The 26,782-nt window shown below is 62.7% G+C and carries 24 protein-coding genes and 1 pseudogene; 14 read left to right on the top strand and 11 right to left on the bottom strand.

Annotated features, from left to right (window positions below; genetic code table 11):
- The first annotated feature begins 153 nt into the window (after window positions 1–153).
- From JAO75_RS25470 to JAO75_RS11510, 4 genes are all read left to right on the top strand, one after another.
- Window positions 154–510 carry an antitoxin Xre/MbcA/ParS toxin-binding domain-containing protein gene (locus JAO75_RS25470; RefSeq protein WP_199049284.1) on the top strand — a complete coding sequence of 119 codons (357 nt, stop codon included), beginning with the start codon at window positions 154–156 and terminating at the stop codon, window positions 508–510.
- 119 nt (window positions 511–629) lie between these two features.
- Window positions 630–1,112, top strand: a complete 483-nt coding sequence (locus JAO75_RS11520; protein WP_199049283.1) for a hypothetical protein — start codon at window positions 630–632, stop codon at window positions 1,110–1,112.
- Window positions 1,113–1,784: 672 nt separating this feature from the next.
- Window positions 1,785–2,825 carry a sodium:calcium antiporter gene (locus JAO75_RS11515; RefSeq protein WP_199049282.1) on the top strand — a complete coding sequence of 347 codons (1,041 nt, stop codon included), beginning with the start codon at window positions 1,785–1,787 and terminating at the stop codon, window positions 2,823–2,825.
- A 69-nt stretch (window positions 2,826–2,894) separates the two neighbouring features.
- The gene (locus JAO75_RS11510; RefSeq protein WP_199049281.1) at window positions 2,895–3,506 is read left to right on the top strand and encodes a DUF3124 domain-containing protein; all 612 of its coding nucleotides are present in this window, start codon (window positions 2,895–2,897) and stop codon (window positions 3,504–3,506) included.
- A 33-nt stretch (window positions 3,507–3,539) separates the two neighbouring features.
- Here JAO75_RS11510 and JAO75_RS25200 read toward each other — a convergent pair whose 3' ends face one another.
- The 3 genes from JAO75_RS25200 to JAO75_RS25195 form a co-directional block, all read right to left on the bottom strand.
- Complete coding sequence (locus tag JAO75_RS25200) at window positions 3,540–3,671, bottom strand: hypothetical protein (RefSeq protein ID WP_281433511.1); 132 nt, start codon at window positions 3,669–3,671, stop codon at window positions 3,540–3,542.
- An 81-nt stretch (window positions 3,672–3,752) separates the two neighbouring features.
- A complete protein-coding gene (locus JAO75_RS11505; protein ID WP_199049280.1) occupies window positions 3,753–6,260 on the bottom strand; it encodes a cation:proton antiporter in 2,508 nt (835 codons plus the stop codon).
- A 175-nt stretch (window positions 6,261–6,435) separates the two neighbouring features.
- Window positions 6,436–6,567: a hypothetical protein gene (locus tag JAO75_RS25195; protein ID WP_281433510.1), complete on the bottom strand. Its 132-nt coding sequence runs from the start codon at window positions 6,565–6,567 to the stop codon at window positions 6,436–6,438.
- Between the two features lie 239 nt (window positions 6,568–6,806).
- Here JAO75_RS25195 and JAO75_RS11500 point away from each other — a divergent pair, with 239 nt between their 5' ends.
- The 8 genes from JAO75_RS11500 (at window position 6,807) to JAO75_RS11470 (ending at window position 13,733) form a co-directional block, all read left to right on the top strand.
- Window positions 6,807–9,743, top strand: coding sequence for a monovalent cation/H+ antiporter subunit A (locus JAO75_RS11500; RefSeq protein ID WP_199049279.1), 2,937 nt, complete (start codon window positions 6,807–6,809; stop codon window positions 9,741–9,743).
- Window positions 9,740–10,087 (top strand): Na+/H+ antiporter subunit C, encoded by a 348-nt coding sequence (locus JAO75_RS11495; RefSeq protein ID WP_199049278.1) that lies wholly within the window; start codon window positions 9,740–9,742, stop codon window positions 10,085–10,087. Before JAO75_RS11500 ends, JAO75_RS11495 begins: the two co-directional genes overlap by 4 nt.
- Window positions 10,084–11,706: a monovalent cation/H+ antiporter subunit D gene (locus JAO75_RS11490; RefSeq protein ID WP_199049277.1), complete on the top strand. Its 1,623-nt coding sequence runs from the start codon at window positions 10,084–10,086 to the stop codon at window positions 11,704–11,706. The genes JAO75_RS11495 and JAO75_RS11490 overlap by 4 nt, the downstream gene beginning before the upstream one ends.
- Entirely contained in the window at window positions 11,703–12,191 is a 489-nt protein-coding gene (locus tag JAO75_RS11485; RefSeq protein ID WP_199049276.1) for a Na+/H+ antiporter subunit E, read from the top strand. Before JAO75_RS11490 ends, JAO75_RS11485 begins: the two co-directional genes overlap by 4 nt.
- A complete protein-coding gene (locus JAO75_RS11480; protein WP_199049275.1) occupies window positions 12,188–12,469 on the top strand; it encodes a K+/H+ antiporter subunit F in 282 nt (93 codons plus the stop codon). Before JAO75_RS11485 ends, JAO75_RS11480 begins: the two co-directional genes overlap by 4 nt.
- On the top strand, window positions 12,466–12,843 hold the full coding sequence (mnhG, locus tag JAO75_RS11475) for a monovalent cation/H(+) antiporter subunit G (RefSeq protein ID WP_199049274.1): 378 nt from the start codon (window positions 12,466–12,468) through the stop codon (window positions 12,841–12,843). The genes JAO75_RS11480 and mnhG overlap by 4 nt, the downstream gene beginning before the upstream one ends.
- Window positions 12,844–12,936: 93 nt before the next feature.
- Window positions 12,937–13,068: a hypothetical protein gene (locus tag JAO75_RS25190; RefSeq protein WP_281433509.1), complete on the top strand. Its 132-nt coding sequence runs from the start codon at window positions 12,937–12,939 to the stop codon at window positions 13,066–13,068.
- 194 nt (window positions 13,069–13,262) lie between these two features.
- The gene (locus JAO75_RS11470; RefSeq protein WP_199049273.1) at window positions 13,263–13,733 is read left to right on the top strand and encodes a YetF domain-containing protein; all 471 of its coding nucleotides are present in this window, start codon (window positions 13,263–13,265) and stop codon (window positions 13,731–13,733) included.
- A gap of 139 nt (window positions 13,734–13,872) precedes the next feature.
- On the opposite strand, the gene JAO75_RS11465 is transcribed toward JAO75_RS11470, so the two are convergent.
- Both JAO75_RS11465 and JAO75_RS11460 read right to left on the bottom strand, forming a co-directional pair.
- A complete protein-coding gene (locus JAO75_RS11465; RefSeq protein ID WP_210340239.1) occupies window positions 13,873–14,184 on the bottom strand; it encodes a hypothetical protein in 312 nt (103 codons plus the stop codon).
- Window positions 14,132–16,048, bottom strand: a pseudogene (locus tag JAO75_RS11460) (cation:proton antiporter domain-containing protein). Before JAO75_RS11460 ends, JAO75_RS11465 begins: the two are co-directional and overlap by 53 nt.
- A 118-nt stretch (window positions 16,049–16,166) precedes the next feature.
- On the opposite strand from JAO75_RS11460, the gene JAO75_RS11455 reads away from it, so the two are divergent.
- Complete coding sequence (locus JAO75_RS11455; protein WP_199049271.1) at window positions 16,167–16,409, top strand: helix-turn-helix transcriptional regulator; 243 nt, start codon at window positions 16,167–16,169, stop codon at window positions 16,407–16,409.
- Here JAO75_RS11455 and JAO75_RS11450 read toward each other — a convergent pair.
- On the bottom strand, window positions 16,406–16,546 hold the full coding sequence (locus JAO75_RS11450; RefSeq protein WP_199049270.1) for a hypothetical protein: 141 nt from the start codon (window positions 16,544–16,546) through the stop codon (window positions 16,406–16,408). The two genes, JAO75_RS11455 and JAO75_RS11450, sit on opposite strands and share 4 nt — an antisense overlap.
- A gap of 188 nt (window positions 16,547–16,734) precedes the next feature.
- Here JAO75_RS11450 and JAO75_RS11445 point away from each other — a divergent pair, with 188 nt between their 5' ends.
- Window positions 16,735–17,013 (top strand): DUF6894 family protein, encoded by a 279-nt coding sequence (locus JAO75_RS11445; protein ID WP_210340231.1) that lies wholly within the window; start codon window positions 16,735–16,737, stop codon window positions 17,011–17,013.
- Between the two features lie 1,168 nt (window positions 17,014–18,181).
- Here the strand turns inward: JAO75_RS11445 and JAO75_RS11440 are convergent.
- From JAO75_RS11440 to JAO75_RS11420, 5 genes are all read right to left on the bottom strand, one after another.
- Window positions 18,182–19,963, bottom strand: a complete 1,782-nt coding sequence (locus JAO75_RS11440) for an SIR2 family protein (protein ID WP_199049269.1) — start codon at window positions 19,961–19,963, stop codon at window positions 18,182–18,184.
- A 63-nt stretch (window positions 19,964–20,026) separates the two neighbouring features.
- Window positions 20,027–20,704 carry a gamma-mobile-trio protein GmtX gene (gene gmtX, locus JAO75_RS11435; protein ID WP_199049268.1) on the bottom strand — a complete coding sequence of 226 codons (678 nt, stop codon included), beginning with the start codon at window positions 20,702–20,704 and terminating at the stop codon, window positions 20,027–20,029.
- Window positions 20,701–23,301, bottom strand: coding sequence for a gamma-mobile-trio integrase GmtZ (gene gmtZ, locus JAO75_RS11430; protein ID WP_199049267.1), 2,601 nt, complete (start codon window positions 23,299–23,301; stop codon window positions 20,701–20,703). Before gmtZ ends, gmtX begins: the two co-directional genes overlap by 4 nt.
- 16 nt (window positions 23,302–23,317) lie before the next feature.
- Window positions 23,318–24,703: a gamma-mobile-trio recombinase GmtY gene (gene gmtY, locus JAO75_RS11425; RefSeq protein WP_199049266.1), complete on the bottom strand. Its 1,386-nt coding sequence runs from the start codon at window positions 24,701–24,703 to the stop codon at window positions 23,318–23,320.
- Window positions 24,703–26,727 carry an AAA family ATPase gene (locus tag JAO75_RS11420; RefSeq protein ID WP_210340230.1) on the bottom strand — a complete coding sequence of 675 codons (2,025 nt, stop codon included), beginning with the start codon at window positions 26,725–26,727 and terminating at the stop codon, window positions 24,703–24,705. The genes gmtY and JAO75_RS11420 overlap by 1 nt, the downstream gene beginning before the upstream one ends.
- Between the last annotated feature and the right edge of the window lie 55 nt (window positions 26,728–26,782).

Raw genomic sequence — 26,782 nt, 5'->3', positions numbered from 1 at the left:
CTCCTGTTCTCAGAAGAGAATCACACTCCAGCCCAGGCTGAAACCTCTTGAATCTGTCTTTCAGTCCGATGCTCTAGTGGCCAATGAGGTTGCCAACAGACGAAGCACAAGACACCAGTGCGACGACTCAAGACGGACTCCTGAGAAACGAAGATGAGCACCGACAAGTCTGAGGGCCCGCACGGCAGGGTCCTTTTGTTTCAGGCTGCAACTCAAGCGGCCTATCGGCTCCAGATATCGGAACAGGAACTTGCGACGATCATCGGCAGATCCGATCGGAAGAACGATGACTGTCCTCCGAAGGGCTACCAGAATGTGTCTGAAACGGCGGCTCTCTTTCTCCGGGTATATCACTCGCTTGATACGCTGGCTGGTAGTGATTCAGCCACGACGATCTCTTGGCTGAGAAGCTACAATATAGCTCTGACCAGCTGTCCCATTGAACTGATGCGGTCGAGTGCAGGCCTCAGAGACGTTCTGGACTATCTCGAAAGCTGCCTTTGCCGGTGAACGAAGCTTGAAATGATCTGCGATAGGGCATCATGGGGATAGAGCAGTTGGCATCCCGTGAACAGGCGGGACCTCGGGGAGCAGGTGATGACAATGGCTCGGTCATGAAGGAGTAAGAGATGAACGTGCAGACCCGCCTGGAAGCCAATGCGATCCTTGATCGGCTTGTCGCCGATGGCTCAACCTTCCTTCGGAACGACGCGCGTCGCTTGATCGAACTGATCCCTGTTACCCAGCCTTCCCGCTTTGCCTTAAAAGGCATCTTCAAAGGGCCTCGCCCCAGCATTCGGGGGCATAGTCCTGGCCACGGTGACGTCGAACTCAAGGAAGAGGCCAAGGAGAAGAAGATCACACTGAACGTACCGGCCTCGCACAAGATCGGCGGCTATGTAGTGATACACACGCCCGGCTCGATCAACATCGAGCTGATGTGGGCTGAAACCAAGGCAGATCAGACGGGATTGAGCTGCCTGCTCGTGTACGATGGTCCGACGAAGGAACCTGAGGAACTGCGCATCGCCGCGCAGAGGTCGCTGTCCTTGCTCTTCCTCACCCTCAACTATGTTTCTTACGTCCCCTGGAAGCAGCCTGGGCCGACGTAGTGGCTTTCGCACAGTGGATTATCCTATTGTTCATGGAGAACTTGGCTTGAGCGAATTTCAGAGCAGATAAGGAAGCTGGCCGAGAGCGATCCTGGGAACAGTGAGCTGTTCTGTCACGTCATAGATCGTCTCAGTGAGCTTGAAGCCAAGAAGGCGACCCTAGAATGGTGCCGCAGGAGCTTGGAGTGGTCAAGTTTTCGGCAGGGTCAAGGCAGTGGCTACATGTCCTCAGGCGTCGATGGCCCTCTGCTTCCGGCTTACCCGCTCTGCGGTCACCTGAAACCGAGTGCTAGAGCTCAAGGCCACTTCATTGCAGAAGTCATAGGCCACAAACCTGATTGTGAATTTCGGCAGAAGAAATAGAGGATCCGTCGTCAACCCAGCCTCGTGCCGAAGGAATGGGGATATTCCATGCTTATTTTTGTGCGAGGCCTTTGATATATGCGCTCGAAATTGGTCCGGTTTAGGTGCATGTGCTGACCATTGTCTTACTTCCGGAATGTGCCATTCGCGGACCTTGCCCTTCGCCCGAGACACCTTACACCCGATCTTCAGCCTGATTGGCTCACCAACCTGTTGACTGATGTCGGGCGGTTTTCCCGGCGCTGCCAGCCAGAGAGATCGCCAAGGTTCGTTGTCCTGGTTTGGAGCTACCAATGGAGATAGTGCCGATTGCCTTTGTCCAATGCGCATGACTATCCCGTCTGGGTCAACGTCGCGATCTTCCTCGTGGCAGCCGTGCTCGTCTGGGGTGCCGGCACGCGCCTGACCCATTATCTGGATAACATCTCGCGCAAGACAGGCTGGGGGCAGGCTTTCGTGGGCATGCTGTTTCTCGGCGGCATCACCTCTCTCCCCGAGATCGCCAACACGTTGACGTCGTCTTGGACCGGCAATCCCGCTCTGGCAATCAACAACCTCCTCGGCAGCGCGGCGATCAACGTCCTCCTGCTCGCCGTGGCCGATGCCTTCATCGGCCGGGAGGCCGTGACCTCGGCCATCGCGCGTCCCATCACGTTGATGATGGCCACCCTGTGCATGTTGGTGCTCATCGCCGTTGCCGCCGCCATCACGGTCACGGACGTACCTGTGCTGGGCATCGGCATCTGGTCGGTCGTGCTCTGCGCGTTGAGCATCGGGTCCTTCTGGCTGTCCGTCGGGTACAATGACCGTGCCCCCTGGGTCGTGAAGAACGTCGATCCGGACATGGCTGACGAAGGCGAGGATGACACTGATGAAACCTCCGTGCGCTCCCTCGCAATCAGGAGCGCCGCGGCGGGTGCCGTCATCTTCGTTGCCGGCTACGCCCTGTCCCAGACAGGCGATGCCTTGGCGGAGCAGACCGGGATCGGCACGGGCATGGTCGGGTTCGCGCTCATCGGGCTCGCGACATCCCTGCCGGAGCTGAGTTCGATCACCACCGCCCTCCGGCTCAGACGCTACGAGATGGCCTTCGGGCAGGTGCTGGGCACGAACTTCATCAACCTGTCGCTTATACTTCTGGCCGATGCGGTCTTCACCGGCGGGCCCGTGATCAACGAACTCTCCCGCTTCGAGACCACCTCCGCCCTGCTGGGCGCCATACTGACCGGGGTGTTCCTGATCGGACTGCTTGAACGGCGCAACCCGACCGTGATGAAGATGGGCTGGGACTCGCTTGCGGTGATGGTTCTCTTCGCCGGAGGCCTCGTCCTGCTCTACGCAGTGGAGTAAGGTCGTTGAGATCGATCATCGGCTCCAAGGAGCATGGCCGGAGGACCGCTCGGAACCAGGGAGGTTGTGATGGACAGGCGCAGGTTTGAGGTCATTGCCCTGCTCTTCCTCGGGATAAGCCTACTTCTCTGGAGCATGGGCCGCCATCCCGTCCAGATCATCCAAGTCCGCGAGCAGGGCAGGATGGCACTGGCGGAGATGCGATCCGGGTCCGTCTATGAGCTGAGCGCCGATCCGATCCATCTCTTCCAGACGTCCCTCGCAGAGACCTATCCGGCCAATTCCCAGGTACGCCGCACCGTTTACGTTCCGGCTTATCCGGCCATCCGCATCATGAGCGGACGCTCCCGCATCGACCTCGCGACGACACTGAGCATCCACAACACCTCGCGGGAGAGGCCCCTACTGCTGGAGCGGGTGGACTACCACGACACCGATGGAGAGCTTATCCAGGGCTATCTGGAGGAGCCTGTTGCTCTCAGGCCGCTCGGCACCATCGAGATGTTCGTCGCCCGGGAGGACCGTCGGGCGGGAACGGGCGCCAACTTCATGGTCGAGTGGGCAGCGGACGGTCCGATCACCGAGCCCGTGATCGAAGCGGTCATGATCGGCACCCAGGGTAATGCGACGTATTCGTTCGTCAGCCCCGGCCGTCCGCAACGGATCGTGCAGCCGGAGTGAGGAGCCGGATCGCGGGCAGGGGCTCAGTGTCCCCTACCGCAAGGCGAGCTGCGGGGTCGACGGGTCGAGATGGTACCAGGTCAGGAGCGCAGCCGTCGTGATCAGCAGGCCGAGAAGATAGATCCAGCCGTGCTTGAATATCCGCAGTTCGGGAGGAATCCGCATTCTGGTCTCCGGCAATGATCTTGGGAGTCCAACGGGGAACCCGCTGGAAGGTGCTGCTGCTACTTACGTACCTGCCCGGGACTAGGATGTCGCGGGAGAGCGAACGGCATCCTCGTTGGCCGCCAGCCGCCGGGCTGCCACCTCCTCGATGTGTCGCCGGATGGCCGGGTGCTGCACGAGAAAGGCCTTGAAGTCGCGCACGTCCAGACGGAGCAGGAAGCAGTAGCCGATCGCATGCACGTCCGACTGCCGAGGCCTCCCGGTGAGCAGGGCGATCTCGCCAACGAAGTCGCCACGGCCCAGCCGGACCTTGTGCCCCGGGATGCTCACCTCGACCGCACCCGAGGCGACGAAGTAAACGGCATCCCCTGGGTCGCCGCGGCGGATCAGGCGCTCGCCGGGGGTGGCGAAGATCGGGCGCAGCCGCTTGGCGAGAACTGCGAGTTGCTCCTGCGTAAACTCAGAGAACAGAGGCAGTTGTGCCAGGAGTTCCGGCGCGTTCAGCGCAAGGTCGAGCCGGGGCTGGATCTCGGCCTTGCGGCGCTCCTCCTCGATCGAGCGGCGAAGGTTGGCGTGGAGCTCAGGCCCGATCAGCCCGTCGGCCAGCAGCACGTCGTATTCGAGCTCCTCCTGCCGAAGGGCGGTCTTGCGCAACAGGCGACGCTCCAAGGCCTCGGCGTAGCTTGGGTACTGGAGGCGCAGAGCCTCAAGGGCACCATCGATCGCCTCCCGCCGCCGCTCCAGAATCTCACCCAGGACCTCGCCCACACGCGTGCCGAGAATGGGCACGATCTTGCGGTCAACGAACGGAGCCAGCTCCTCAACGATGATCCGCGTCGCGAACAGCGTCTCGAAACGGCGGGCGAGGAGCCGCTCCAGGGAAGCGCCGATACCAAGCCGCCGGTGAAGGAACTGGGCAACGCCGAAGCGCCAGTCGAAGGCTAGCGTCTGCCGCGCGGCGCGCTGAAACTCCGTCCGACCGCCAGCCCTGGCCTTGTCGAGGAGCAGTTCGGCCTGGGCCAGCAGCGGCTGGACGAGCGCCGCCGAGACGATGCGGGCCCGGTAATGCTCCAGGACGACAGCCCGCTCCCGCCCGGCCAGCGTGACGAGGCCCAGGGACAGCCGCTCCAGATCGGAGAGACCCTGCCCCTGCTCCGTCCGCGCAGCGGCCGCATCGATCTGCTCGGCATAGCGGCGGGCCTCGGCGAGCGCCGTGGCCGATCCGACCTTGTACAGTTCGGCAACCCTCTCGACAGCTTCCCGAACGTTCTCCAGCGCTACGGCCAGCACCTGTCCGCGGAGCGCCAGGTCACGAGACGACAGACGGTCGAGGCCAAGCCCCTGGATCAGCCAGCGCATGGTGGTGCCCTGGATGAGCAGGGTGAACAGCACGAAGCCGGTCGCGAGGATCGCCACGAAGCGATGCACCTCCGCCGACAGGAGAGGGTTTTCCGTCACCGCGAGAGCCAGAGCCAGGGTCACCGCGCCCCGGAGCCCGCCCCAGAGGATCACGAGACGGTAGGACCGGCTGACGGGCGGGGAAAGCCGCAATGTCGTGAGCAGCGGGAGCACGCCGAACAGGACCACGATCCGCGCCAGCAGGGCCGCAGCCACAACGACCAGAATGAGGGCAAGGTCGAGCCAGGTAAGGTCCTCCAGCAGTCGCGGCACGAGGATGGCTGCCAACACGAACACCAGGGAGCTGGCCCAGAAGGCAACCTGCTCCCAGATCCCAGTGAGATAGCTCCAGCCATCGGGTGAGGCACGGGCAGGGCCAAGCAGATTGAGGGTCATGCCGGCAACCACAACGCCGATCACGCCCGAGACGCCGAGACCCTGCTCGGCAACGATGTACACGAGGTAGGGCAAGGCGAAGCTGATCGAGACCTTGGCTGCCCGATGATCTGGGATGGAGCCGATGAGCCAAGCCGCCATGCGGGCGCCGACATAGCCCACGAGAGCGCCGACGACGAGGGTGCGGGCGAAGCTGAGGCTGGCATCCATCAGGCTGAGCGACTGACCAGCAGCCAGCACGGCGAGGAAGACGCTGAACAGGGTGATCGCCGCTGCGTCGTTCAGCAGGCTCTCGCCCTCGACCAGCCGCCCGAGGCGCGCGGGTGCTCCGATGTCACGGAAGATGCCGACCACCGCGATCGGATCGGTGGTTGCCACGATGGCGCCGAGCAGGAGACAGACGATCAGCGGCTGTCCGGCGAAGGGCACCAGGGCATAGCCGATGATCGCGGTTGCGATGAGAACGGCGAGCACGGCCAGGACGAGGATCGGCACCCAGTCGGGAGCCATGCGCCTGACGTCCAGGGTCAGCGCTGTCTGGAACAGCAGGGTGGGCAGGAACACGTAAAGGAAGACTGTGGAGCCCACCGGGAAGTCCATGACGGCACGGGCCACGTCGTTGAAGGCGTCGGTGAATTCCGTGTACCAGAGGAACGAGGCGGCAGCCCCGATTACGATGCCGATCACCGCCAGGAGCACGCTGAAGGGCAGCCGGACGAGGCCTGCGAGTGGCTGTGCCAGGCTGATCACCACCAGCAGTACGGCGATCACCGACAGGACAATGGGCAACTCCACGGCGGTCCGCGCTCCTCAGCGATGATGGGGAAGATCCAGAACTTGTAGGGAGCGCAGCCGAGGTCGTCCATAGGCCCTGCACACGACCCGACATCTCCGGTCTTGACCGCCCCTGAGCAGAACTGTGCTCTGCTCATCTTGGCGGGCAAGGCGGGACTTGGAAATCCGCGCCGGCCTATCCGAAGGCGATCGGTGCGGTTGAGGGATCGAGGTGGTACCAGGTCAGGAGCACGACGGCCAGGATTGATATGCCAAGGAAGTAGATCCAGCTCCGCCTGAAGATCCGCAGCAAGCCAGCGATGCTCATCCTGTCCTCCAACGATGGCGGTTGAGGGTGTAACGGAATTCCGGCTGAAAGGGGTCTGCCGCTGACGTTTCGGGCAGGTCCGATGGCCTCACTGCCGCCAGCATCGGGTCCTTTCCTTGGGGTGACTTCTCCCGGGCCAATGTCCTTGCGTTCGGCTCCAGTGTCAACCATATTGGGCGATATCACGCCAGTCTCGGAGTTTCGCCGCGCTCCCCACCCGGAAGGAGACCGCCCCAACCATGTCCAGTGGCATGCCCCTCCTGGCCATCGTCGCCCTTCCATTCATCGGGAGCCTCGTTGCCGTCTTCCTGCGCCAGGATGCTAGGAACGGAGCTGCTCTCCTGGCCGGCACCATCGCCCTGTGCGCCACCCTTCTGACGGCCCTCCAGTATCCAGCCGTTCATCGCGGCGGTGTTCTGCGCACGGGCATCGAGTGGGTACCCACCCTCGGCCTCGACCTCACCTTGCGCATGGACGGGTTCACCTGGCTGTTTGCCATGCTGGTCACCGGCATCGGCTTCCTGGTGGCGCTCTACGCGCGCTACTACATGTCGCCCGCCGATCCGGTGCCGCGGTTCTTCGCGTTCCTGCTCGCCTTCATGGGCGCCATGCTGGGCATCGTGCTCTCGGGCAACCTCATCCAGCTCGTGTTCTTCTGGGAACTGACCAGCCTGTTCTCGTTCCTGCTCATTGGCTACTGGCACCACAATGCCAGCGCCCGCGACGGCGCCCGCATGGCGCTCACGGTCACGGCCACGGGCGGACTGTGCCTGCTCGTCGGCATGCTGCTGGTGGGCCACATCGTCGGCAGCTACGACCTCGACCAAGTGCTGGCCTCGGGCAATCAGATCCGCACCAGCAGCCTGTACCTGCCCACCCTGATCCTGGTCCTGCTCGGGGCCCTGACCAAGAGCGCCCAGTTCCCATTCCACTTCTGGCTGCCGCACGCCATGGCCGCGCCCACCCCGGTCTCGGCCTATCTTCACTCAGCCACCATGGTGAAGGCGGGCGTGTTCCTGCTGACCCTGCTCTGGCCCGTCCTGTCCGGCACGGAAGCGTGGTTCTACATCGTGGTCTCGGCAGGCTTGTGCACCCTGCTCCTCGGGAGCTACGCAGCAATCTTCCAGCAGGACCTGAAGGGTCTGCTGGCCTATTCCACCATCAGCCATCTCGGCCTGATCACGCTCCTGCTCGGGCTCAGCAGCCCGCTTGCCGCCGTGGCCGCCATCTTCCACACCATGAACCATGCGACCTTCAAGGCGTCGCTGTTCATGGCTGCCGGCATCATCGACCACGAGTCCGGCACCCGCGACATCCGGCGCCTGAGCGGCCTGTTCCGCTTCATGCCGATCACCGCCACCCTGGCGATGGTCGCGGCCGCCGCGATGGCCGGCGTCCCGCTGCTCAACGGCTTTCTGTCAAAGGAGATGTTCTTTGCCGAGGCGGCGGCCTTCCACATCGATTCCCTGCTCGACCACTCCCTGCCGTGGTTCGCCATGCTGGCGAGCGCCTTCAGCGTCGCCTATTCCCTGCGCTTCATCCATGGCGTGTTCTTCGGCCCGCCCGCGACCGACCTGCCGCGCAAGCCGCACGAGCCGCCGCACTGGATGCGTTTCCCCATCGAGTTCCTCGTCCTGGCATGCCTGCTCGTCGGCATCCTCCCGGCCATGACCATCAAGCCGTTCCTCGCCACGGCGGTGTACGCGGTCCTGGGGCCGAACACCCCGCCCTACAGCCTCGCCGTGTGGCACGGCTTCAACGAGCCCCTGCTCATGAGCATGATCGCGCTCACCGGCGGCATCCTCCTGTACTGGCTGTTGCAGCGGTATCTCGCCAAGGGCATCGACGGCTCACCGCTGCTGCGCCGCCTCAAGGGCCAGCGCATCTTCGAGCGGGTGCTCGTCACCCTGTCGTGGCGATGGGCACGCACCCTGGAACGCCTGTTCGGCACCCAGCGGCTCCTGCCGCAACTGCGGCTGCTGGTGGGTTTCGCGGTGCTTGCGGCCCTGTTGCCGCTCTACCGGCAAGGGCTCGAGGCTGGCTCCCAGCCGGGCACGGCCTTCGACCCCGCCTTCCTCCTGCTCTGGATCGTCGGCGGTCTGTGCGCCATCGGGGCGGCCTACCAGGCCAAGTACCACCGCCTGGCGGCCATGGTCCTGCTGGGCGGGGCCGGGCTGGCCACCTGCATCACCTTCGTCTGGTTCTCCGCCCCCGACCTCGCCATCACCCAGCTTCTCGTCGAGATCGTCACGACGGTGCTGATCCTGCTTGGCCTGCGCTGGCTGCCGAAGCGGATCGAGGTCGTGGGCGAAGGTCTCTCGTTGGGCCTCCAGGCGAGGGTGCGGCGGGTGCGCGACCTGATGCTGGCCCTCGCCGCCGGCACGGGCATGACCCTGATCGTCTACGCCATGCTCACGCGGCCGCTCCCAGACACCATCTCGCGCTACTTCGTCGAGAACGCCTATGCTGAGGGCGGCGGCCGCAACATCGTCAACGTCCTCCTGGTCGACTTCCGCGCCTTCGACACCTTCGGCGAGATCGTGGTGCTTGCCGTGGTGGCGGTCACGGTCTTCTCCCTGCTGCGCCGCTTCCGCCCAGCGCCCGAGAGTGTCGAGGCTCCCGAGCAGCAACAGGTGCAGGATGCCTATGACAAAGCCCGCCCGGACCGCGCTGTGGGTGACACCCTCGCCGATTACCTGACGATCCCGGCGACGATCATGCAGTGGCTGTTCCCGGCGGTCATCATGGTCGCGATCTACCTCTTCCTGCGCGGCCATGACCTGCCGGGAGGCGGCTTCGCGGCGGGGGTCACCATGTCGATTGCGCTGATCCTGCAATACATGGCGGGCGGAACGCGCTGGGTCGAGGCACGCCTGCGCATCCGCCCCGTTCGCTGGATCGGCCTCGGCCTGCTCTGCGCGGCCTTCACGGGCATCGGAGCCTGGGCGTTCGGCCATCCCTTCCTGACCTCCTACTTCCAGTACCTGGAGCTTCCCGCCGTCGGGAAGGTGCCCGCGGCCACCGCGCTCCTATTCGACCTCGGCGTGTTCGCGGTGGTCGTCGGCGCCACCGTGCTCATCCTGATCGCTCTTGCGCACCAGTCGGTCCGAACCCCGCGAGCCGCCCGCCCGCCGCTCGTCGCCGCAACGCCTGCCATGACGAAGGAGGACGCATGACCGAGCTTGTCTTCGCGCTCGCGGTGGGGATCCTGACCGCATCGGGCGTGTGGCTTCTGCTGCGACCGCGCACCTTCCAGGTCATCATCGGCCTGTCCCTGCTGTCTTACGCGGTGAACCTGTTCATCTTCGGCATGGGCCGCCTGCGGGTCGGGGCGGCGCCTGTCCTGGAGAATACGGAGGCCGTCGATCCGGCGCTCTACGCCGATCCGCTGCCGCAGGCGCTGGTGCTCACGGCCATCGTCATCAGCTTTGCCATGACAGCCCTGTTCCTCGTCGTCCTGCTGGCCTCGCGCGGCCTCACAGGGACCGACCACGTGGACGGCCGGGAGGATCCGCAATGACGGGCTTGGCCGACCACCTGATCATCGTGCCGATCCTGCTGCCGCTCGTCTGCGCGGCCGTGATGCTCCTCTTCGACGAGCGCCGCCGCGACCTCAAGGGCGGGATCGGGATCGCGACCACGGTGGCATTGCTGATCGTCTCGATCGTCCTGCTGCGACAGGCCGACCTGACGCCTCCGGGATCCGGCGTGCGAACATACCAGCTCGGCAACTGGCCGGCCCCGTTCGGGATCGTGCTGGTGCTGGATCGGCTTTCCGCCCTCATGCTGGTGCTGACCGGCGTGCTCGGCATTGCGGCATTGCTGTATGCGCTCGCGCGTTGGCATCGCGCCGGGCCGCGGTTCCACACGCTCTTCCAGCTTCAGCTCATGGGCCTCAACGGTGCCTTCCTGACCGGCGACCTGTTCAACCTCTTCGTGTTCTTCGAAGTGCTGCTGGCGGCCTCCTACGGCCTTGTCCTGCATGGGGACGGAACCGCCCGGGTCAGGGCGGGGCTTGCCTACATCGCCATCAACCTGACGGCATCGTTTCTCTTCCTGATCGGCGTCAGCCTGGCCTATGGCGTCACCGGCACGCTCAACATGGCCGATCTCGCTCAGCGCATTCAGGCCCTTGCCCCAGGGGACGTGGCCCTCGTGGCGGCCGCGGCCGCGATCCTCGGCACCGCCTTCCTGATGAAGGCGGGTGCGTGGCCGCTCAACTTCTGGCTTCCGACCACCTACGCGGCAGCCTCCGCGCCGGCGGCCGCCATCTTCGCGGTCATGAGCAAGCTCGGCGTCTACATCATCCTGCGCCTGTGGACCCTGGTGTTCGGCGCGGACGCGGGACCGCTGGCTGAATTTGGCGGTGACGGGCTGCTCGTCATCGGCATGCTGACGATCGTGTTCGGCACGGTTGGCGTTCTGGCCTCGCAGTCCCTGCCGCGGCTCGCCGGGTGCAGCGTGCTTGTCTCCTCCGGTACCCTGATCGCCGCCATCGGCACCGGAGCCGGCACGGTGATCGGCCCGGCCCTGTACTATCTCGTCAGCTCGACCTTGGGCCTCGCCGCCCTCTTCCTGCTCGTCGAGCTCATCGAGCGTATGCGCGATCCCGGCGCCGACGTGCTCGCCGTCACGATGGAAGCCTATAGTGAGACCAATGAGGACGATCCCGGGGAGGAGGTCGGCGTGGCCATTCCAGCCACGATTGCGATCCTCGGCGGCAGCTTCATCGCCTGCGCCCTGCTCCTGGCAGGCCTGCCGCCTCTGTCCGGCTTCACCGGCAAGTTCGGCCTGATGGCGGCGATGCTGAAGACGGGCGGCGCCACGATCCAGGCCTCGTCCTGGATGCTGGTCGGCCTTCTGACGCTGTCGGGTCTGGCGACACTGATCGCCATGACGCGGACCGGGATCAGCTCCTTTTGGGCCCGCATGGACGATAGCGTTCCCCGGGTCCGGATCATCGAGATGGCTCCGGTGGTGTGCCTGCTGCTGCTCTGCCTCGGCCTCACCGTCGGCGGCGGCCCTGCCATGCGCTACATGGAGACAACGGCGAGGGCTCTTCAGGCCCCGCAGGACTACGTCAATGGCGTGCTGAGTGCGCCGCGGGCGGGATCGACCGATAGGCAGGCACACCCATGAGCGGGATCGTGCCCTATCCGCTGCTCTCGGCCGCGCTGCTCGTGCTGTGGCTGCTGCTCAACCAGTCGGTCTCGGCCGGCCACATCATCCTGGGAAGCGTGTTGGCCGTCCTCGCGTCATGGGCGATGGCGGCCCTGCGGCCCGAGAAGCCCCGCATTCGCCGCCCCGGAGCAGCCTTGCGGCTTTTGGGCATGGTCCTGTTCGACATCCTCCGCTCCAATCTCGCTGTCGGGCGGATTATTGTGCGCTCGCGTGAGCCAGGGGTAAACGCGGGCTTCATGACCATCCCGCTCGAGTTGCGCAGCCGCAATGGGCTGGCGGTGCTGGCCATCATCATCACGTCGACCCCGGGCACGATCTGGCTGAACTACGATGCCGCCAAGGGCACCCTGTTGCTGCATGTGCTCGACCTCGTCGACGAGACGGTGTGGATCAGGCTCATCAAGGGGCGTTACGAGCGGCTGCTGATGGAGATCTTCGAATGAGTGCGTCAATCCTGACATGGTCGATCATCGCTGCCCAGGTGCTGCTCGGCCTGGCGATGTGCTGCGCCACCTTCCGCCTGGTCGCGGGTCCGCGGGCGCAGGACCGGATCCTCGGGCTTGATACCCTCTACGTGAACGCGATGCTGATGCTGGTCACGTTCGGGATCCGCACCGGCAGCACCCTGTACTTCGAGGCGGCGCTCGTCATCGGTCTCCTCGGGTTCGTCGCGACCGTGGCATTGGCCAAGTTCCTCATGCGCGGGGAGGTGATCGAATGAATGCGGCTGGGAGCCTGCCGGCCTGGGCCGCCCTACTGACCGCACTTTGCGTGCTGGCTGGAGCGGGCGTTACTTTCATTGGATCGTTCGGGCTGCTGCGGCTCGGCAACTTCTATGCCCGCGTCCATGCACCCACGCTCGGCGCAACCTTCGGCATGGGCAGCATCCTGGTTGGATCGGCCTTCTGCTTCAGCATGCTCGAAACCCGTCCGATCGTTCACGAGATCCTGATTGCCGTGTTCGTCACCCTGACCACGCCCGTGACCCTGATGCTGCTCGCCAGGGCGGCCCTCTACCGCGACCGCACGGAAGGGAGCAAGGACGTTCCGCCGGCCGCGGCGGTGGAGGAGGTGATCCCGCGGCAGGAGGGCTGAGCAAGGTCGGGTGAACAGAGATGCGCAGACATGCCTCCCGGCACCTTTCGGGCAACGGGGCGTTCCACCACCGGATTATCAACGGAGAAGAGATTGCGGATTCCCCCCGAATTGAAGGCCTTCAGGCACAGTTGGATCTATCTTGTCGGGCTTCTGGTTGCGGTCGCCCTGGTTCTGGCCTTCTTCACGCTCCACCCCACCGCCGAGACCCCGCCCTTCCCGTAAGCCCGGACGGACTGCACCATTGTCTCTCCGTACTGAGAGCGTGAACAAGCCGGGGCATGGTCTGACGGTTTGGAGGCCCCGCTGATCGTCGTCCACGGCAGGACCGCGGTCTGACCATCGTTTGAACCGCGCCGGGGAAACTGGGTTTCCCAAAAGTCTTGGATGAAGCCGGGTAGCGCAGGAGATCATCCATCATGGCCGAGGTTTTAGCTGGGTCGAGCCCTTGGGCGGTGGCGGTGGAGGTTGGCGTCCTGGTACTGCTGGCCTTGGCGCTGGCATGGCGGATTGCGAGCTGCCGCAGGATCTCGCGGATGAGCGTCTTCGACATCGGCATGGCTGTCACCCTGGCGGTCAGCGTTCTAGCCCTGGCGCATGGGAAGGACATCACTCCCCACCTTGCATTCGCCCTGGTCCTTCTCGGGTTTCAGATCGCCGCCTCTCCGGGCCGTCACACCCGCCCGGTCCTGCTCGTGCATGATGGTGCAGTTCTGGCTGAGGCCTTGGGGCAGGAAAACATCACGGTTCAGGACATCGACACGGCGGTCCGTGACGCCGGGTATGCGTCCATCGACCGTGTCAGGGCCGTTGTCCTGACGGAGGACCGTGCCCTTGCCGTTATCGGATCGACGGCCGATACCGAGCAAAACCAGCCCGTCGACCCATAGCAACGAGCCCATGACCGATCCGTTACCCTGGCGGGGCCTGCGACCCGATGCAGGGGTGTGACAGGATCGTGCCGATTTCGGAGGCCACCCATGCGCACCGTCCAGCCGCTCGCCGCCACCCTGAATGACCGCAACAGTGTCAGGGGGCTTCGGAATCGGTTCGGTCGATTGCCTCCCCGGCAAGGTTGGTGACCAACGATGTCCCCGGAGCCTCCCCCATCACCTGCCGCTCCTCGCAGATGACGAGGTCCGGATCGTCCCACGGGTGCCCGCAAAGGGCGGCAGGAAGTCCGCCTTCCAAGGTCGAGAAGTAGTGGTAGGCCACCGACCGCGCCCGTTCCTCCGAGACCTCGAACACTAGGCACGGCTTCTGCCACCAGCTCCTCTGCCAGCGGGGATCATCGCGGCGCATCGGGATCGGGAGGAGGCGAAACCCTCTTTTCTCCGGCATCCTGGCTTTCCTCCCTGGGCTCCAGTTTTGCCGCCTCGAATGCATCGCGGGGCGGCTCGGGCGGCGTCTTGGCACGTGCCTCGCCTGGCGCCGCACGGTCGTTGTCGGCGGCCAGTCTCGCCCCCATGAGCCCGGCGATCATGCCACGCGCGATCTCCAGCTCGCCCATGATGACTAGGCTGGCGCCGTACCGGTACAGGTGGTCGATCTCGGCCTCGCTGTGGGCGCGGGCGATGATCAGAAGATCGGGGTTTGTCGCCCGGGCGGTCTCGATCAGGTTGCTGGACTCGAACGGGTTGGGAATGGCGCTGATCAGGCAGCAGGCCTCGGCGAGGTTTACCGCCTCGAGCAGGCCGCGTTAGCCAGCCTGGCCGTGGATGGCCTCGATCCCCTCGGCGCGCAGTCGGTCCACCACCTCAGGCCGCTCCTCAATCACCAGAAACGCATCGCCCCTCTCCCGCAGGGCCTGCCCGACGAGGCTGCCGACGCGCCCGTAGCCCACCAGCACCGTGTGGCCGCGCAGGCCTGTCCGTGGCAGGTCCGGCTCCGGCGCAGGTGACGGGGCCGTATCGGGGCCTGACGCAGGCACCGCGACCTCGGTGGACGACGTTACCGGAGCGATATCAGCCCTCGGCAGCGGCTGGCCCCTGAACCGATCGGCCACGTAGAAGAACAGGGGATTGAGCAGGATCGACAGCAGTGCCCCGGCCAGGATCAGGTCCCGCCCCGCCTCCGGCAGCAGCGCCAGCGTCACGCCGAGCCCGGCGAGGATGAAGGAGAACTCGCCGATCTGTGCCAAGCTCGCCGAGATTGTGAGAGCGGTGTTCAGCGGGTGGCCGAAGGCCCGGACGATCACGAAGGCGGCAATGGACTTGCCGATCACGATGATCAGCACCGTCGCGAGAACGGCCGCCGGATCGCGCAGGAGAATGCCGGGATCGAACAGCATGCCGACCGAGACGAAGAACAGCACCGCGAAGGCATCCCGCAGCGGCAGGGTCTCCTGGGCCGCCTGATGGCTGAGCTGTGACTCGGCCATGATCATGCCGGCGAAAAACGCACCCAGCGCAAATGAAACCCCAAACAGCTCCGCGGAGCCGAAGGCTACGCCAAGGGCGGTGGCGAGCACCGCCATGCGGAACAGCTCGCGCGAGCCGGTATGGGCCACATAGTGCAGCATCCACGGGATCACGCGCCGTCCAACGACGAGCATCACGACCCCGAACGCCCCCAGCTTCAGCACCGTGACAGCCAGCGTGCCCCAGACGGTGCCCAGGTTGAGCCAGTTGGCGAGGCCGCCGAGATCAGCCTGCGTGCCCGGGACGTCGCTGCGCCCGCCGAGAAAGCCTGACAGGGCCGGCAGAAGTACCAGGGTGAGGACCATCGCCAAGTCCTCGACGATCAGCCAGCCCACCGCGATGCGCCCCTGGTCGCTCTGGACCAGCCGCCGCTCCTGCAACGCCCGGAGCAGCACCACGGTGCTGGCCACCGAGAGCGCGAGGCCGAACACGAGGCCGGCACCCACCGTCCAGCCCAGAAGCAGCGCCAGACCCAAGCCCATCAGGGTCGCCAGAGCAATCTGGCCCAAGGCCCCCGGGATGGCGATGGTCCGCACCGAGAGCAGGTCCGAGACCGAGAAATGGAGGCCGACGCCGAACATCAGCAGGATGACGCCGATCTCCGCCAGTTGCAGCGCCAGCCCCTGGTCCGCCACGTAGCCGGGCGTGAACGGCCCGATCAGGATGCCGGCAACGAGATAGCCGACCAGTGGCGACAGCCGCAGCCGGTTGGCCAGTGTCCCGAAGAGGAATGCCAAGCCGAGGCCGACGACGATGGTGGTGATCAGCGGCGTGTGATGCGGCATGGTCTCCCGATCAGTTGACGCTTGGGGCTTGCGAGCGGACAGCTTGCGCCCGGCGCGGACCCGCTCTAATCTCAACCATAATGGGCGACACCAGCCCGCCAGTGCAAGAGCTTTCTGTATGCCCCTGTTGTCGCCTGAACAGTGCCGTGCCGCGCGTGGCCTCCTGGATTGGACCCAGGAGGAACTTGCCGAGAAAGCTGGGGTGTCGCGCAGCACCGTGCGGGACTTCGAGAATGGGCGGCACAGCCTGCATCCCGCAACCGCGGCCCAGGTCATCGCGGCCCTAGAGGGAGGCGGTGCGCTGCTGATCCCGGCGGGAGAGGCCGGTCCCGGGGTAAGGCTTCTGAAGCCGGTGACCTAGAGGCCGATCAGCCATTCCCAGGCAAGAAGCGCCAGGCAGGCTCCTGCTCCGGCAACCGGCAGCCAGTACCAAAAGAGGTGCCTGTCCTCCTTGTCCTCATCGTGCCTGCGGGAGCGTCGTCTGGCCGGATCGTTCATGCAGGCTCCTATCCATCGCTGGGAGCTTCGGCCGTCCTGCCTGTCCCTGTCCAAGTAGTGACCGAACAGGGAATGCCAGGGAAGCCTGGCCCGTTCCGAGGGTGCGAAGTGGGTGAATGGGGCGCGGGAGAATGGTCCGCGTCATTCGCAGAACCTATATGGAACAGGCAGTGGGGGCGAGGAGCCTCATGACCATCGTTTCCAGCATCGGAGGGCCAGTGCCGCGCTTCTTCTTCGACACACACGATGGCAATCGAAGTATTGCCGACAAGGTGGGGCTCGAACTGGAAAGTCTCGAGGCTGCCAAAGCCGTAGCTCAGGCCGCTTTGGCGGAACTGGTGAGGGATGCGCTCCCCGCTGACGACCGGCGGACCTTCATCGTCAGCGTCATGGATGAAGCTGGGCAGGTGGTGGTCCGGACCACTCTCTCGCTTGTGTCGGAATACCCTACCGAAGCCCCCGAATAGCGCCGCGTCATCTCGATGGACCTATCCATGGGACGGCGTTCTTGCCTGATCCCTCGACTGTCCACATGTTGCCTTGGGCAAGGCAATCATTGAGATGTTTCGGGCATGAGCGAAGCAGATGCCATTCCGGATTGGATTATGCTCGCGGCGCTGGTGATCGCCCTCTGGGCCATTCTCGCTCAGGCATTCGGGGATGAATAGGTGCGCCTAGCAGAATTACGCGTGTGCGGGAACATTGCCTGCAAATTTCGCGGAAGGCCTCCATGGAGCAGGCTAGACGCTGGCGGGAGGGCCGGGATCTGTAACAGATTTCATGGGGCTCAGGTCTCGGTGAAGGGGTGCCGTCCTGATCGGACTTCCGGTCCCGTCCCGGCGCTTTTTCGCCCGTGTGAACTGATCGCCGAAGTCATCGGATTGGCACAGGACCGATGCTCTCTCGCAGACCAAGGCTTTGACCCTGTCTACTAGGGAAACGTCATAGAAGATTGCAGCCAAGGCTATCGTCCAGGTTGCCGCAACAAGCAGCAGCGAGCCTAAAATAACCAGATCGAGAAGATTGGGCTGCTGAGGTGGGCCACCGCTCGGGCTGAGCATCATGCTCTCCTTCCAAGGGGATGAGGACACTGGCTTGTAGAGGATCATGACCCTCAATGGTGCTCACATTAAGTTGCTCCTTCGTGATGAGACGACCCCTTCCTTGCCCCGCGCGTGAGAAACTTGTCCGTGAATGTCGCGCAAACCCCTTTATGGAGCCGTATAGAGTATCTTTTGACGTATTCGGATGCTCCCATCGCCGCTCAGGGCACTGAGCGAGTAAAGAGGCAGCCAACACGCCCGCTCTGCCAAGACTGCCAGGGACCGCTACGGGTCAAAAAAGTTAGTTAGTATTTATTTTGGGAGGTCCGGTTTGCCTTTCTTATGCAGACATTCGACCTGCTTCCGCTTCCTGTCATTGGGCGACTGTAGAACTCCAAACCTGATTTGACTGACATTGCCGGAATGTGATGCACCCTCGCAGCCTCTGAGCTCGAATTGCTGAACACAATGCGACTGATCTGACATCGTCCGACAGGTTGATTTCTAGCGTGCATGGACGGGCGTATCTTCTGCCGTTTCTCTCACGGAACAAGCCTCAAAGCTGGCATCCACTCTTCCATCGTCCGCAGGTCTACCAGCTCATGCGAGCCATACCCTTTTTAAGACTCTGGAAGGCCAGGTCTAAGAACTCCAAGCTTCCTTTGCCAAATCCTGCTTTTGCGAGCTGATCCCGCAGATTCACTTCAGATAACTCAGAGAAAAGGACGTCCTTGATCTGGTTATGCCAACCTGTCCTACCCAAGGGAGCCCAGACATAGCCACGCGCGCCCGGGCCTGAACTTGAGAGTTCCTGCTTGAGATCTTCGATCGTCGTATAAGTCGACGTATGGGCCAACGATCCAAGCACCTCGAAGCGCTCAAAGCCTCGTGTGAATTCATCTTTGGAGATAAAATGATCATCCATATAGCGGGCAAAGATCTCGTGAAGATGGTCGCTGAGCGGCGTTTTTTTCTTGCTGTCATAAAGATGGTTCCAATAGTCATTGTCCCCACCATCCCAGGCCCACAAGAATAGCTCTTGGACTGCGGGCAACTGTGTACCCCGGTTCTCTGTCTGAATCTTTGTGGTGAGCCATTGGAACACCGCTTTCAGACGTCCTGCGCGCAAGGCTCCGATGCCATAGGCATACAAGAGAAGAACGGCAGGGTACTGCCTCAAGTAAATCCATGCTGTGAGCCCGCCGAGGACACGGCGAGCCCCAAACCCTTGCAGGATCTCCATCACCAATCCCAGTTCGCTTCCGTCGCCCCACCGCCCGAGCACGGCAAAGAGCCTGATCAAGGGCTCGGACCGGCTTTCATAAAGAGCAACACGCGACTTGAACTCCTCCGGAGACCAGCTCCCGTCGGTGCCGAGCTTGGGATCCGCCATATGCTGTTTTAGGCGGCGCACCTCATCCATCACCAAGTCGTGGAGCTGGATCCTAAATTCCGGCTTGCTGAGGTATTTCTTGGCACTGGCAACAAGCAGATCCATGCTCGCCGGGTTCGGCCGCTGGAGGGCCGCCTGGATCTCAACCTTGCGCTGGATCTTCTCAAAGAAGCTGTCCGCATCACTGATCGGGATAACCTTCCCGGCACGCTGGTTGATGAGGTCAAGAGCTGTCACCGAGGGCTCCCCCCGACTTGCCCAGAACATAGGGTACCGGCGGTTGGCGGCACGCGTGATAACGGCGCGAAGGGCATGGTCCCAACCCGCGGACCAGCCGCAGACAATCAGACCGTGCTCGTCCAGGATCCGGTCGAGCAAAGCGTTCATCGGTTCAGAGTAGCCTGTGAGCTCCGCCTCCGTATTACGGATACGGGTATCCAGATAGTCGCCATGGATCTTGATCACATAGCAGCGGCTATGGATGAGAGGAACGGCGCCCTTCAGGTCGTCATCGGATTTGATGACCGTCGGCTCCACCCCCTCGTCGCGCAGGGCGTTTTCAAGAAGACGATCGAAGTTTGTGGTGATGATGACCCGGATGAAGCCATCCCGCACTAGCCGCGCTGTCGCACGATGGGCCTTCGTCGGGAGCTTCCGGCCTTCCTCAAGGTCCTCTTTTGTTGGTTCAATGTATCGGTGCAGAATCGCACGGCGCTCATCCTGCGAGTGCGACAGGGCGTCGAGCAGGTCCGAATAGTTCGGCTCTTTGCCAAACCGCCCCTGATACCATTCCGCCCAATCCTCTTGCTCCCCGGCCTGCTCCAAAGCGGCAATCCGCTTCGTCAGATCAAGGATGATCTCCCATCCCGTTGGTATTTGCGCTGCTCGCGAGACACCACTGCCAATCAGAAGAGCATAGACGCCTCTGTTTTCGTAGATCGAGAATGCAAGCGCGTTCAGTTCATCCAGTTTCTCTGCCATAGGGGTTCCTAAGGATATTAAGCGTCGTGCGGGATACGGGACCAGGTGGGATCTGTCAGGAGATCAGGAATGATCCTTTTGCTCTCCGAGCACCTTGCGAATGGCGGTAGCATATCCAGGGTCAAAGATGGTTCGCCCCTTCTCGTTGACGATTTCCCCGAGTTCTGTCTCTTGCCAACCGCGATCTTCCAGGAACTCGCGGGAGATAGCTCGGCGCAGCGCTTGCTTCTCGGACTCCGTCAGCTGGGATGCCATCGGCAGAAGAACCACAGGTGCGGCCCCTGGCGACGAGACCACGTTGCCACCCAAGGGGCGTCGGTCGACCACGATATGGGCGTTAGCCTTCAGTGTGTTGATCTGTGCCTTCAGCCGGTCCCGCTCGGAGATAATACCCTGCATCAGTGACCGGATGGCGGGATCCTCGATCCGCAATAGGTAATCATGGCTTGCCCGCACCTTGGGTGCTTTTGGGGCAGCCGGACCTACATATCCCTGCCATGCCTGGATGAGCTCCCTGTAGTCGGCCGATTGGGCGTTGTAGAGGGCGCGGGCCTTCAGGATGCCCTCCGCTTCGCATAGCTTGCCGACAGTTGGAATCGAGAAGTCGCGAGAGCTGGCTTGATGCTGCCGGCGGCAAATCTCATGTACGGCCGTCAGGTTGCGCTGCCGTTGCGAGCGGCCGCCTTTGGCCAGCAGCGTGGCGAGAACCTCGTCGGGGTGGATAGTGATGGGCAGCGTCATCGGCGGCTTCCGATCAGGCTGGTGTTCGGCACAGGCTTCAGCGGCCGGGCCGCCCCGACGGCCAGGAACTTATCAAGGTTAACCCCCAAGTAGTCGCTCAGGCGCTCTCCGGCATCTATCAACTCAATCACCCGGCGCTGCCCGAGAGCAGGGTTCTCCGGATCCATCTGCCTGGCGAGGTGTTGCATGAAGGCGTTACCCATATGCAGTTGGTCCTGCTCGGAGAGTTTCATGAACACGGGCGGGAGGTCGTTCCGGTACAGGGTGGCATCAAGGAGCTGACTGCGACGGATGATAGCCTTGCCGGGTTCGAGGTCAGGATAAACCTCGGCGTCCTGACACACCACAGAGAGCTGAAAGAGCTCCGACTCGGTTTCCTCGAATGCAATGTCCACGTCAAACGCTGTACCGACCGCTACTAGCGCAGTTCCATTGCCCGTCGAACTATCAAAAACGTCCCTGCAGCGCTCGATGAGGCGCCAGCAGGCGACCAAATCTTCGGCCAGATCGCTGAACCGCTTCATTGAGGTTTCCCAGACGCGCTCAGCTTGGCGTAAGGCGTCCAGCTCTCCGAAGGGCTCACCAGAGGCTTCCGCCGCAGCCCTTCGGCGCTTGAACTCCTGCAAGTTTACCTCGTGCCTGAGGCACGCGTTGCGTGCCTCATCGAAGTGGTAGGCGATGGTGTTAAAGTGAGCTACCAGGGCCGGCAGATGGTGAGGTCCGGTAACGAACCAACGGCAGCGAACACAATTTCGGCTGCCGCCCGGTACGGGACCGTGTTTAGTCTTTAGCGTGTTAGAGCCTCGAACCGTTACGGGGCCACCATTGTAACAACCGCCAACGCCGCCATTGCCCTCCACTTCACTGGTATTGCCGCCGACCGGGCACAAACCGTGGTGGAGCGGCATCCAACCTGCTGGATTGCGGTTGGCCGGGTGTTCGGGGACGGCGGCTGCAAGGCTTGACGGGCTGTTGCAGATCGTTTGCTCCAGCAGTTGAGCATGCTCCGTGTCGAGCAGGAACGTCTGGATACTGGCTTCCTTCTGTGCCTCAAGCCGCCGCGTTGCGTCACTCAGCGCGGCATGGATATGAGTGGCGCCGGGCTTGGTATAATACAAGGTCATCATCAATCGACTGTGCCCGACCAGCTTCTGCAGGATCGGGAAAGGGAGCTGCCCCTCAAGGGCAAGTGCCGTAACAAGCGAGACCCGAAGGCTGTGCAGAGGATAGAGGGTCGTCCGTCGCCCGTTGCTCTCTTCAGGAGGCGGCACGAGCCGAATGGGCGCTCCATGGGCATGGGTTTCACCTCGAGCGGCCAAACGGTTTTCCAGTGCTTCCAGCAGTTCAAACCACGGGGTTGTGAGGCCTCTTTCGTGGATGGGAAGGTGACGTTCGCCCAAGCGTGCTTCCGGTACCCGGAAGAGGAAGCAAGAATCAGGATATCCCGCCAACTGGACCTCGCTCTTGGCGGGTATGTGACGGCGGTCGAGTTCGGTCCAGGATGTGCGGCTGCGGACCGGGTTGTATTTACTCTGCCAGTTGCGCAGCTTCTCCAGCCAGTAGAAGACATCAGAATGCACCGGACCGCCTGCGACCCAAGGCAAGACATAACCCTTCTCAGGCCCTGAACGCCCACTGTCGGCCGTCTTGTTGGTATTGATGTAGAGCACCGTCGAGACGTTGTCGCCGTCAATGAGCATCCGGCTAGGACGAAAGACTCCCTGCTGCAACGGCTTGCGCTCCGATCCTTCCCTAAGGTGATTGGTCAGCGGATGGCTGGTGAACTGCCAGATTGCAGAAGGGTCTTTGGCCGTTGAATCATAGCGCCAGGTGTCAGCCTCGCCTGAATCGAGCAAGCGCACTTGGAAGGTGCGTAACGGCAAGATGAGCTTGACGAGCAGGGCAACCCAGCGCACAGGGCTCCATATTTCCAGCACGTCGCCACCGCCTTGTTGGCTCCGCGACCGCACGCGCCACACGCAATCCGGATCATTTTTGTCAATTTGATTCGGGGTGACCTCGAACCAGTCCGGAGCTACGCGCCCGACCTTGCCGATTCCCGCCCCAAGGACCGACTGGGCCCATAGCCAATCCCTGAAGTAAGGTCCCTGGGCAAGCATCTGCCGCAGTTCATCGATATAGCCGTAGGGCAGCGGAGAATGAATGCTCTCGTCAAGCTTCGGCAGACCGGACTTAGAGCGTCGTGCAACCGGGTTGTGATACATCGACAAAACAACAGGGCGTCCGAAGTCATCGGGCTCACTGCACTCACGCAGCAACACGAAGTTGAGGAAGGAGTGGATAGAATTGTTGTATTTTACTCCCTTCGGTGTGTTAGGGCAGGATGTCTTGTAGAAGTCGGGCAAGATCGTCTCGCGTGAGAGGAACACCTTCGGGTCGAGCGGCAATCTCTGGCTCGCAAGGTAGTTTGCGAAGAATGACACTAAGGATTGGAGCCGATCATCGATGCCTCTCGTCTCGCCTTCAAGCCATCTCATGGCTAGGACGCGCCATTCGGCAAACTGCGGGTATTCGCGCTCGACCCAGCCTAAAGTGGTGTCGTTTCTCCGGGTAACGCCAAATTTTCTCTTTCTCACGCCAAATACTTCCTTGCTAATGACTCATGTTCATTAGTCGCGTGTCGACTGGGTTTCCTGTCGCGAGATGCAGTCGTTGGACAGCGGCTATCAGTTCGGCCTGTATCTCGCGGTTGTCGGCCCGCGTGTACACCTCCTGGCTCTCCAGCGAGGCGTGATGCATGAAGCGGCGGATCAGCATCTTATCGATACCTGCCTTGCGTAGGCGCCGGCCATAGGCATGGCGGTGGCCGTGCGGCGTGGTGCCGAGCGCCTTCCCGACCTTCAACCCGATGCGCTCGCATGCTGCCGCATGGGCTTTGTTGTACTGACTGAGGCAGTACATCTCACCCAGTGGTTCGCGCTTCAGGTTGATGAAGGCGAACGGGTGGCGCCGATCGAGGCGCACGACGTCCTCAAGGTAACGATGCCACAGCTGCAGGAAGAGTTCGCCATATTCCGGCAAGAACCAGTAGGCTTGCTTGTAGTAGGGGCCATCGTGCATGCCCCCCTTCCATCCAGCACCTCGGATGCCGAGCAGGTGCGTTCGCGGCACGAGGCCAAACTTCTCGGCCAAGTAGGCGGCCCGATTACCTTTGCGCGGCTGTCCGGCCTCATCGCGCCAGTCTCCGGGTGCGCTGCCTTGGCTCGGATGGTGGATCAGCACCTTGGCCTGCTTCTGGTTGGCCGGGTCGGGAAACACATCGCTGATGTACAGATGGAAGGGTTCGGACTCGCGGAAGCCGGCACCATGCAAAAGGAGCGTAATCAGAATGTTGCGGTAGTCATGCCGTGAGCCGACCTTAAAGCCCTTGCTGAGAAGGTCCATAAAGCGTTCTTCCGGAAAGGCCGGCGGCCCGCCCTGGGTAACCTGCGGTGTTCGTTGAGCACGAACCCGGTGCCCTGTGGCCTCCGGCGTGGCATTTGCGGCCCAAACGTGACCCAGAAAGGCGCGGTCGCGTCGATACTGATAGGCAGCCTCGTCGCACAATCGGTCATAGGCCCCGCCCGCATAGCGCGGGTTGATGGTTGCTGCACCAGGCCGCATCTCGCCGAGCCAGTCGAAGAAGTCGGTGAGATGATTGATAATGCTTTTTGCATCATGCGCCGAGCGCGGGGACCAGCCCAGTCCGCTGGGATCTAACCCGGTCTTACGATCAATGGTGCCGGTATAGAGGCGCTGAGCGAAGTTCTGGAACAGCCGATAAGTGTCGCGTTCTGCCGGGTTGCTGTGCATGTATTCGAGGAACATACGAACCGAGCGCGCCACCTTGCCCATCCAGGTAAGACTGCGGTCGTGGCTGCGGGACATAAAGTAGTCCAGTAGCGGCTCCAACACCCCGGCAGGGGTGAGCAAGCCCGGTATCTCGGTATAAGCGCCGGTCTCGTCGGGATAGACGCGGGTTTTAACGGTCACGAACATCAGCAAGCCTCAGCAAGCAAATCGGTCAGGGTGACCTTCCGTCGGCTCGCATGGGGCGGAGCTTCCACTGCCCGGCGGCCCGCTTCGGGATCTCCGATCAGAAGCACCTGCGTGGTGGCCCGGGTGACCGCGGTATAGAGCATGGTGCGATCGAGGTTCCGGGTCGTGAACACGGGAACAATGATGCGCGAGAACTGACTTCCTTGGGCCTTGTGCACGGTCACGGCGTATCCCAGCTCCAGAGCATCCAGGACCTCCTCAGTAACCGGCCGGAGTTCTCCGTCGTCCCACCTGATCCATGCCAGAACGATGCCCGTTCGCTCTCCTTGCATGTTAAAAAGCGGCTGAGGGGTTTCCTCGATTGTTTCGAGCTGGCCTAAGCTGCCGTTCTGAAGGCCCAGATCCCAGAGATTGCGGACGCATAGAACGGGATCGCCCAGGCGCAGCCCAGAGTCTTCTTGGCGCGACCGATCTTCATTCCACACGAGCAGGCGGGGCGCATCACCGCCTACAGCCTCTTGGCACAATTCATTGAGGATCCGGGCGGATGCCACGCCTTTCTCACGAGTGAAGGTCAGGATTTGGGTGCCCTCCGGATCCGAGAGATACTGTCGGAGCACCGTTTCAGGGATGTTGTCAGTCGCGCATGGAATGAACGCGAGTGCGGGTTGTGGCCTCATGGAGAATGTCGGCCACCAACCATCACGCATTTCCTGCGCACCCCGGGCAATGTCGCCGCCAAAGCGTCGGACCTCGGTGAGCTCGACCCGCGGAACTCGTTCGACCGGAACCAAGGCGTGCAGCGTGAGTCCCGGCCCGACGGGTGGCAACTGGAACGGATCACCAATGAGAATGATGCGACAGGATGCCGGGATAGCCTTCAGCAGCCGATAGGCCAACAGAATGTCGAGCATGCTAGCCTCATCGACCACCAGAACACTATTCTCGGGCAAACCTTTGGGCGCAACGTTGCGCAGGAAGCCGGCAATGGTCATTGCAGGGCGCTTCGTCGCCTCGGCCATGCGCTTGGCGGCCCGCCCTGAGAGGGCCATGAGGAAGGTGGTGCGATCACATTGATCGAGCAGATGCCCCACAGCTTTAAGGACCGTGGTCTTTCCCACGCCCGCTCCCCCGGTAATGAGCAGAAAGGTGTGCAGGGCGGCTGCATGCACGGCTTCGCGCTGTGCGGCGTTGAGTGTAAAGTTCACGTGTCCGGTGGCAGCGGCCTCATCTTTCTCGAATGAGGCCAACAGCGCGTCGACGTCTTTCCGTTCGGCCAGCGGGAGGGTCGCCCCGAGACGCTGATTGAGCGCTTCCGCCACATTCTGCTCAATGAGATAGGGTCCATGCGCATACAATCGGTCCCCGCGAACGCCAACCACACCGTTCGCCTCCGCCAATATTAGTGCGTCGGGAATATGCGACGGGGCGATCAGGCGCCTCAGGCTCGTTTCGACCTCTGAGCGCTCGCAGAAGGTGTCGCCTTCGTCAAACGCCTTGTAGAGAACGGCTTCCACAGCAGCCGACAGGCGCCGGGTGTCATCTGGCGGGAGTTCGAAGTGCTGCTGCGCGAGAGTGTCGGCGGCTGACCAACTCATACCGAACGCCAAAAGGCGGTAAGGATCCTCTTTGATCGTGACGTGCGCTCGGCGACCATAGACTGTCAGCACTTTCCGCGAGAGCCGTAGCTCGAGGCCGACTTGCTGGAACCATTGCAGCGCGTCAGCGGCACCATACTGCTGCCACCCCGAGATCAGGACGGCAGCTAGATCCATGCCAACGACCGCTCCTATAGCGGTGTGGTCGGCCTCTTCCAGGCAAGTATAGAGCCTGTCGCCAAGTGCCTCCCAGAGCCTCCGGGCCTTTACCTCGCCAATTCCCGGGAAGCCGGGGCTGGTCGAAAGCAGCTGCACGATGTGCGCACCCGAAGGGCGAAGCAGTTCCGCGGCTTGAGCTGTCAGGCGAAGTTCCTGCACCTGGTAACCATCGATGACGTACTGAACCTGCTCCGCATCGCCCACCACGCGCCACCACTGTCCTTGCAGGACCTCCACAGGGGTGATGCGAGAAGGGAATGCG

This window comes from Microvirga splendida, assembly GCF_016427565.1.
GTDB classification, from domain to species: domain Bacteria; phylum Pseudomonadota; class Alphaproteobacteria; order Rhizobiales; family Beijerinckiaceae; genus Microvirga; species Microvirga splendida.
Note: the sequence above shows the minus strand (reverse complement) of the source record. Positions and strands in the feature narration are given on the sequence as shown.

Coding starts and splice junctions, on each gene's coding strand:
- gmtY (WP_199049266.1), bottom strand. CDS start 24,703: ATGTTCGTGACCGTTAAAACCCGCGTCTATCCCGACGAGACCGGCGCT.
- JAO75_RS11455 (WP_199049271.1), top strand. CDS start 16,167: ATGCCCCTGTTGTCGCCTGAACAGTGCCGTGCCGCGCGTGGCCTCCTG.
- JAO75_RS25200 (WP_281433511.1), bottom strand. CDS start 3,671: ATGCGGATTCCTCCCGAACTGCGGATATTCAAGCACGGCTGGATCTAT.
- JAO75_RS11445 (WP_210340231.1), top strand. CDS start 16,735: ATGACCATCGTTTCCAGCATCGGAGGGCCAGTGCCGCGCTTCTTCTTC.
- gmtX (WP_199049268.1), bottom strand. CDS start 20,704: ATGACGCTGCCCATCACTATCCACCCCGACGAGGTTCTCGCCACGCTG.
- JAO75_RS11450 (WP_199049270.1), bottom strand. CDS start 16,546: ATGAACGATCCGGCCAGACGACGCTCCCGCAGGCACGATGAGGACAAG.
- JAO75_RS11485 (WP_199049276.1), top strand. CDS start 11,703: ATGAGCGGGATCGTGCCCTATCCGCTGCTCTCGGCCGCGCTGCTCGTG.
- JAO75_RS11510 (WP_199049281.1), top strand. CDS start 2,895: ATGGACAGGCGCAGGTTTGAGGTCATTGCCCTGCTCTTCCTCGGGATA.
- mnhG (WP_199049274.1), top strand. CDS start 12,466: ATGAATGCGGCTGGGAGCCTGCCGGCCTGGGCCGCCCTACTGACCGCA.
- JAO75_RS25470 (WP_199049284.1), top strand. CDS start 154: ATGAGCACCGACAAGTCTGAGGGCCCGCACGGCAGGGTCCTTTTGTTT.
- JAO75_RS11495 (WP_199049278.1), top strand. CDS start 9,740: ATGACCGAGCTTGTCTTCGCGCTCGCGGTGGGGATCCTGACCGCATCG.
- JAO75_RS11465 (WP_210340239.1), bottom strand. CDS start 14,184: ATGCCGGAGAAAAGAGGGTTTCGCCTCCTCCCGATCCCGATGCGCCGC.
- JAO75_RS11490 (WP_199049277.1), top strand. CDS start 10,084: ATGACGGGCTTGGCCGACCACCTGATCATCGTGCCGATCCTGCTGCCG.
- JAO75_RS11480 (WP_199049275.1), top strand. CDS start 12,188: ATGAGTGCGTCAATCCTGACATGGTCGATCATCGCTGCCCAGGTGCTG.
- JAO75_RS11520 (WP_199049283.1), top strand. CDS start 630: ATGAACGTGCAGACCCGCCTGGAAGCCAATGCGATCCTTGATCGGCTT.
- JAO75_RS11470 (WP_199049273.1), top strand. CDS start 13,263: ATGGCCGAGGTTTTAGCTGGGTCGAGCCCTTGGGCGGTGGCGGTGGAG.
- JAO75_RS11500 (WP_199049279.1), top strand. CDS start 6,807: ATGTCCAGTGGCATGCCCCTCCTGGCCATCGTCGCCCTTCCATTCATC.
- JAO75_RS25195 (WP_281433510.1), bottom strand. CDS start 6,567: ATGAGCATCGCTGGCTTGCTGCGGATCTTCAGGCGGAGCTGGATCTAC.
- JAO75_RS11440 (WP_199049269.1), bottom strand. CDS start 19,963: ATGGCAGAGAAACTGGATGAACTGAACGCGCTTGCATTCTCGATCTAC.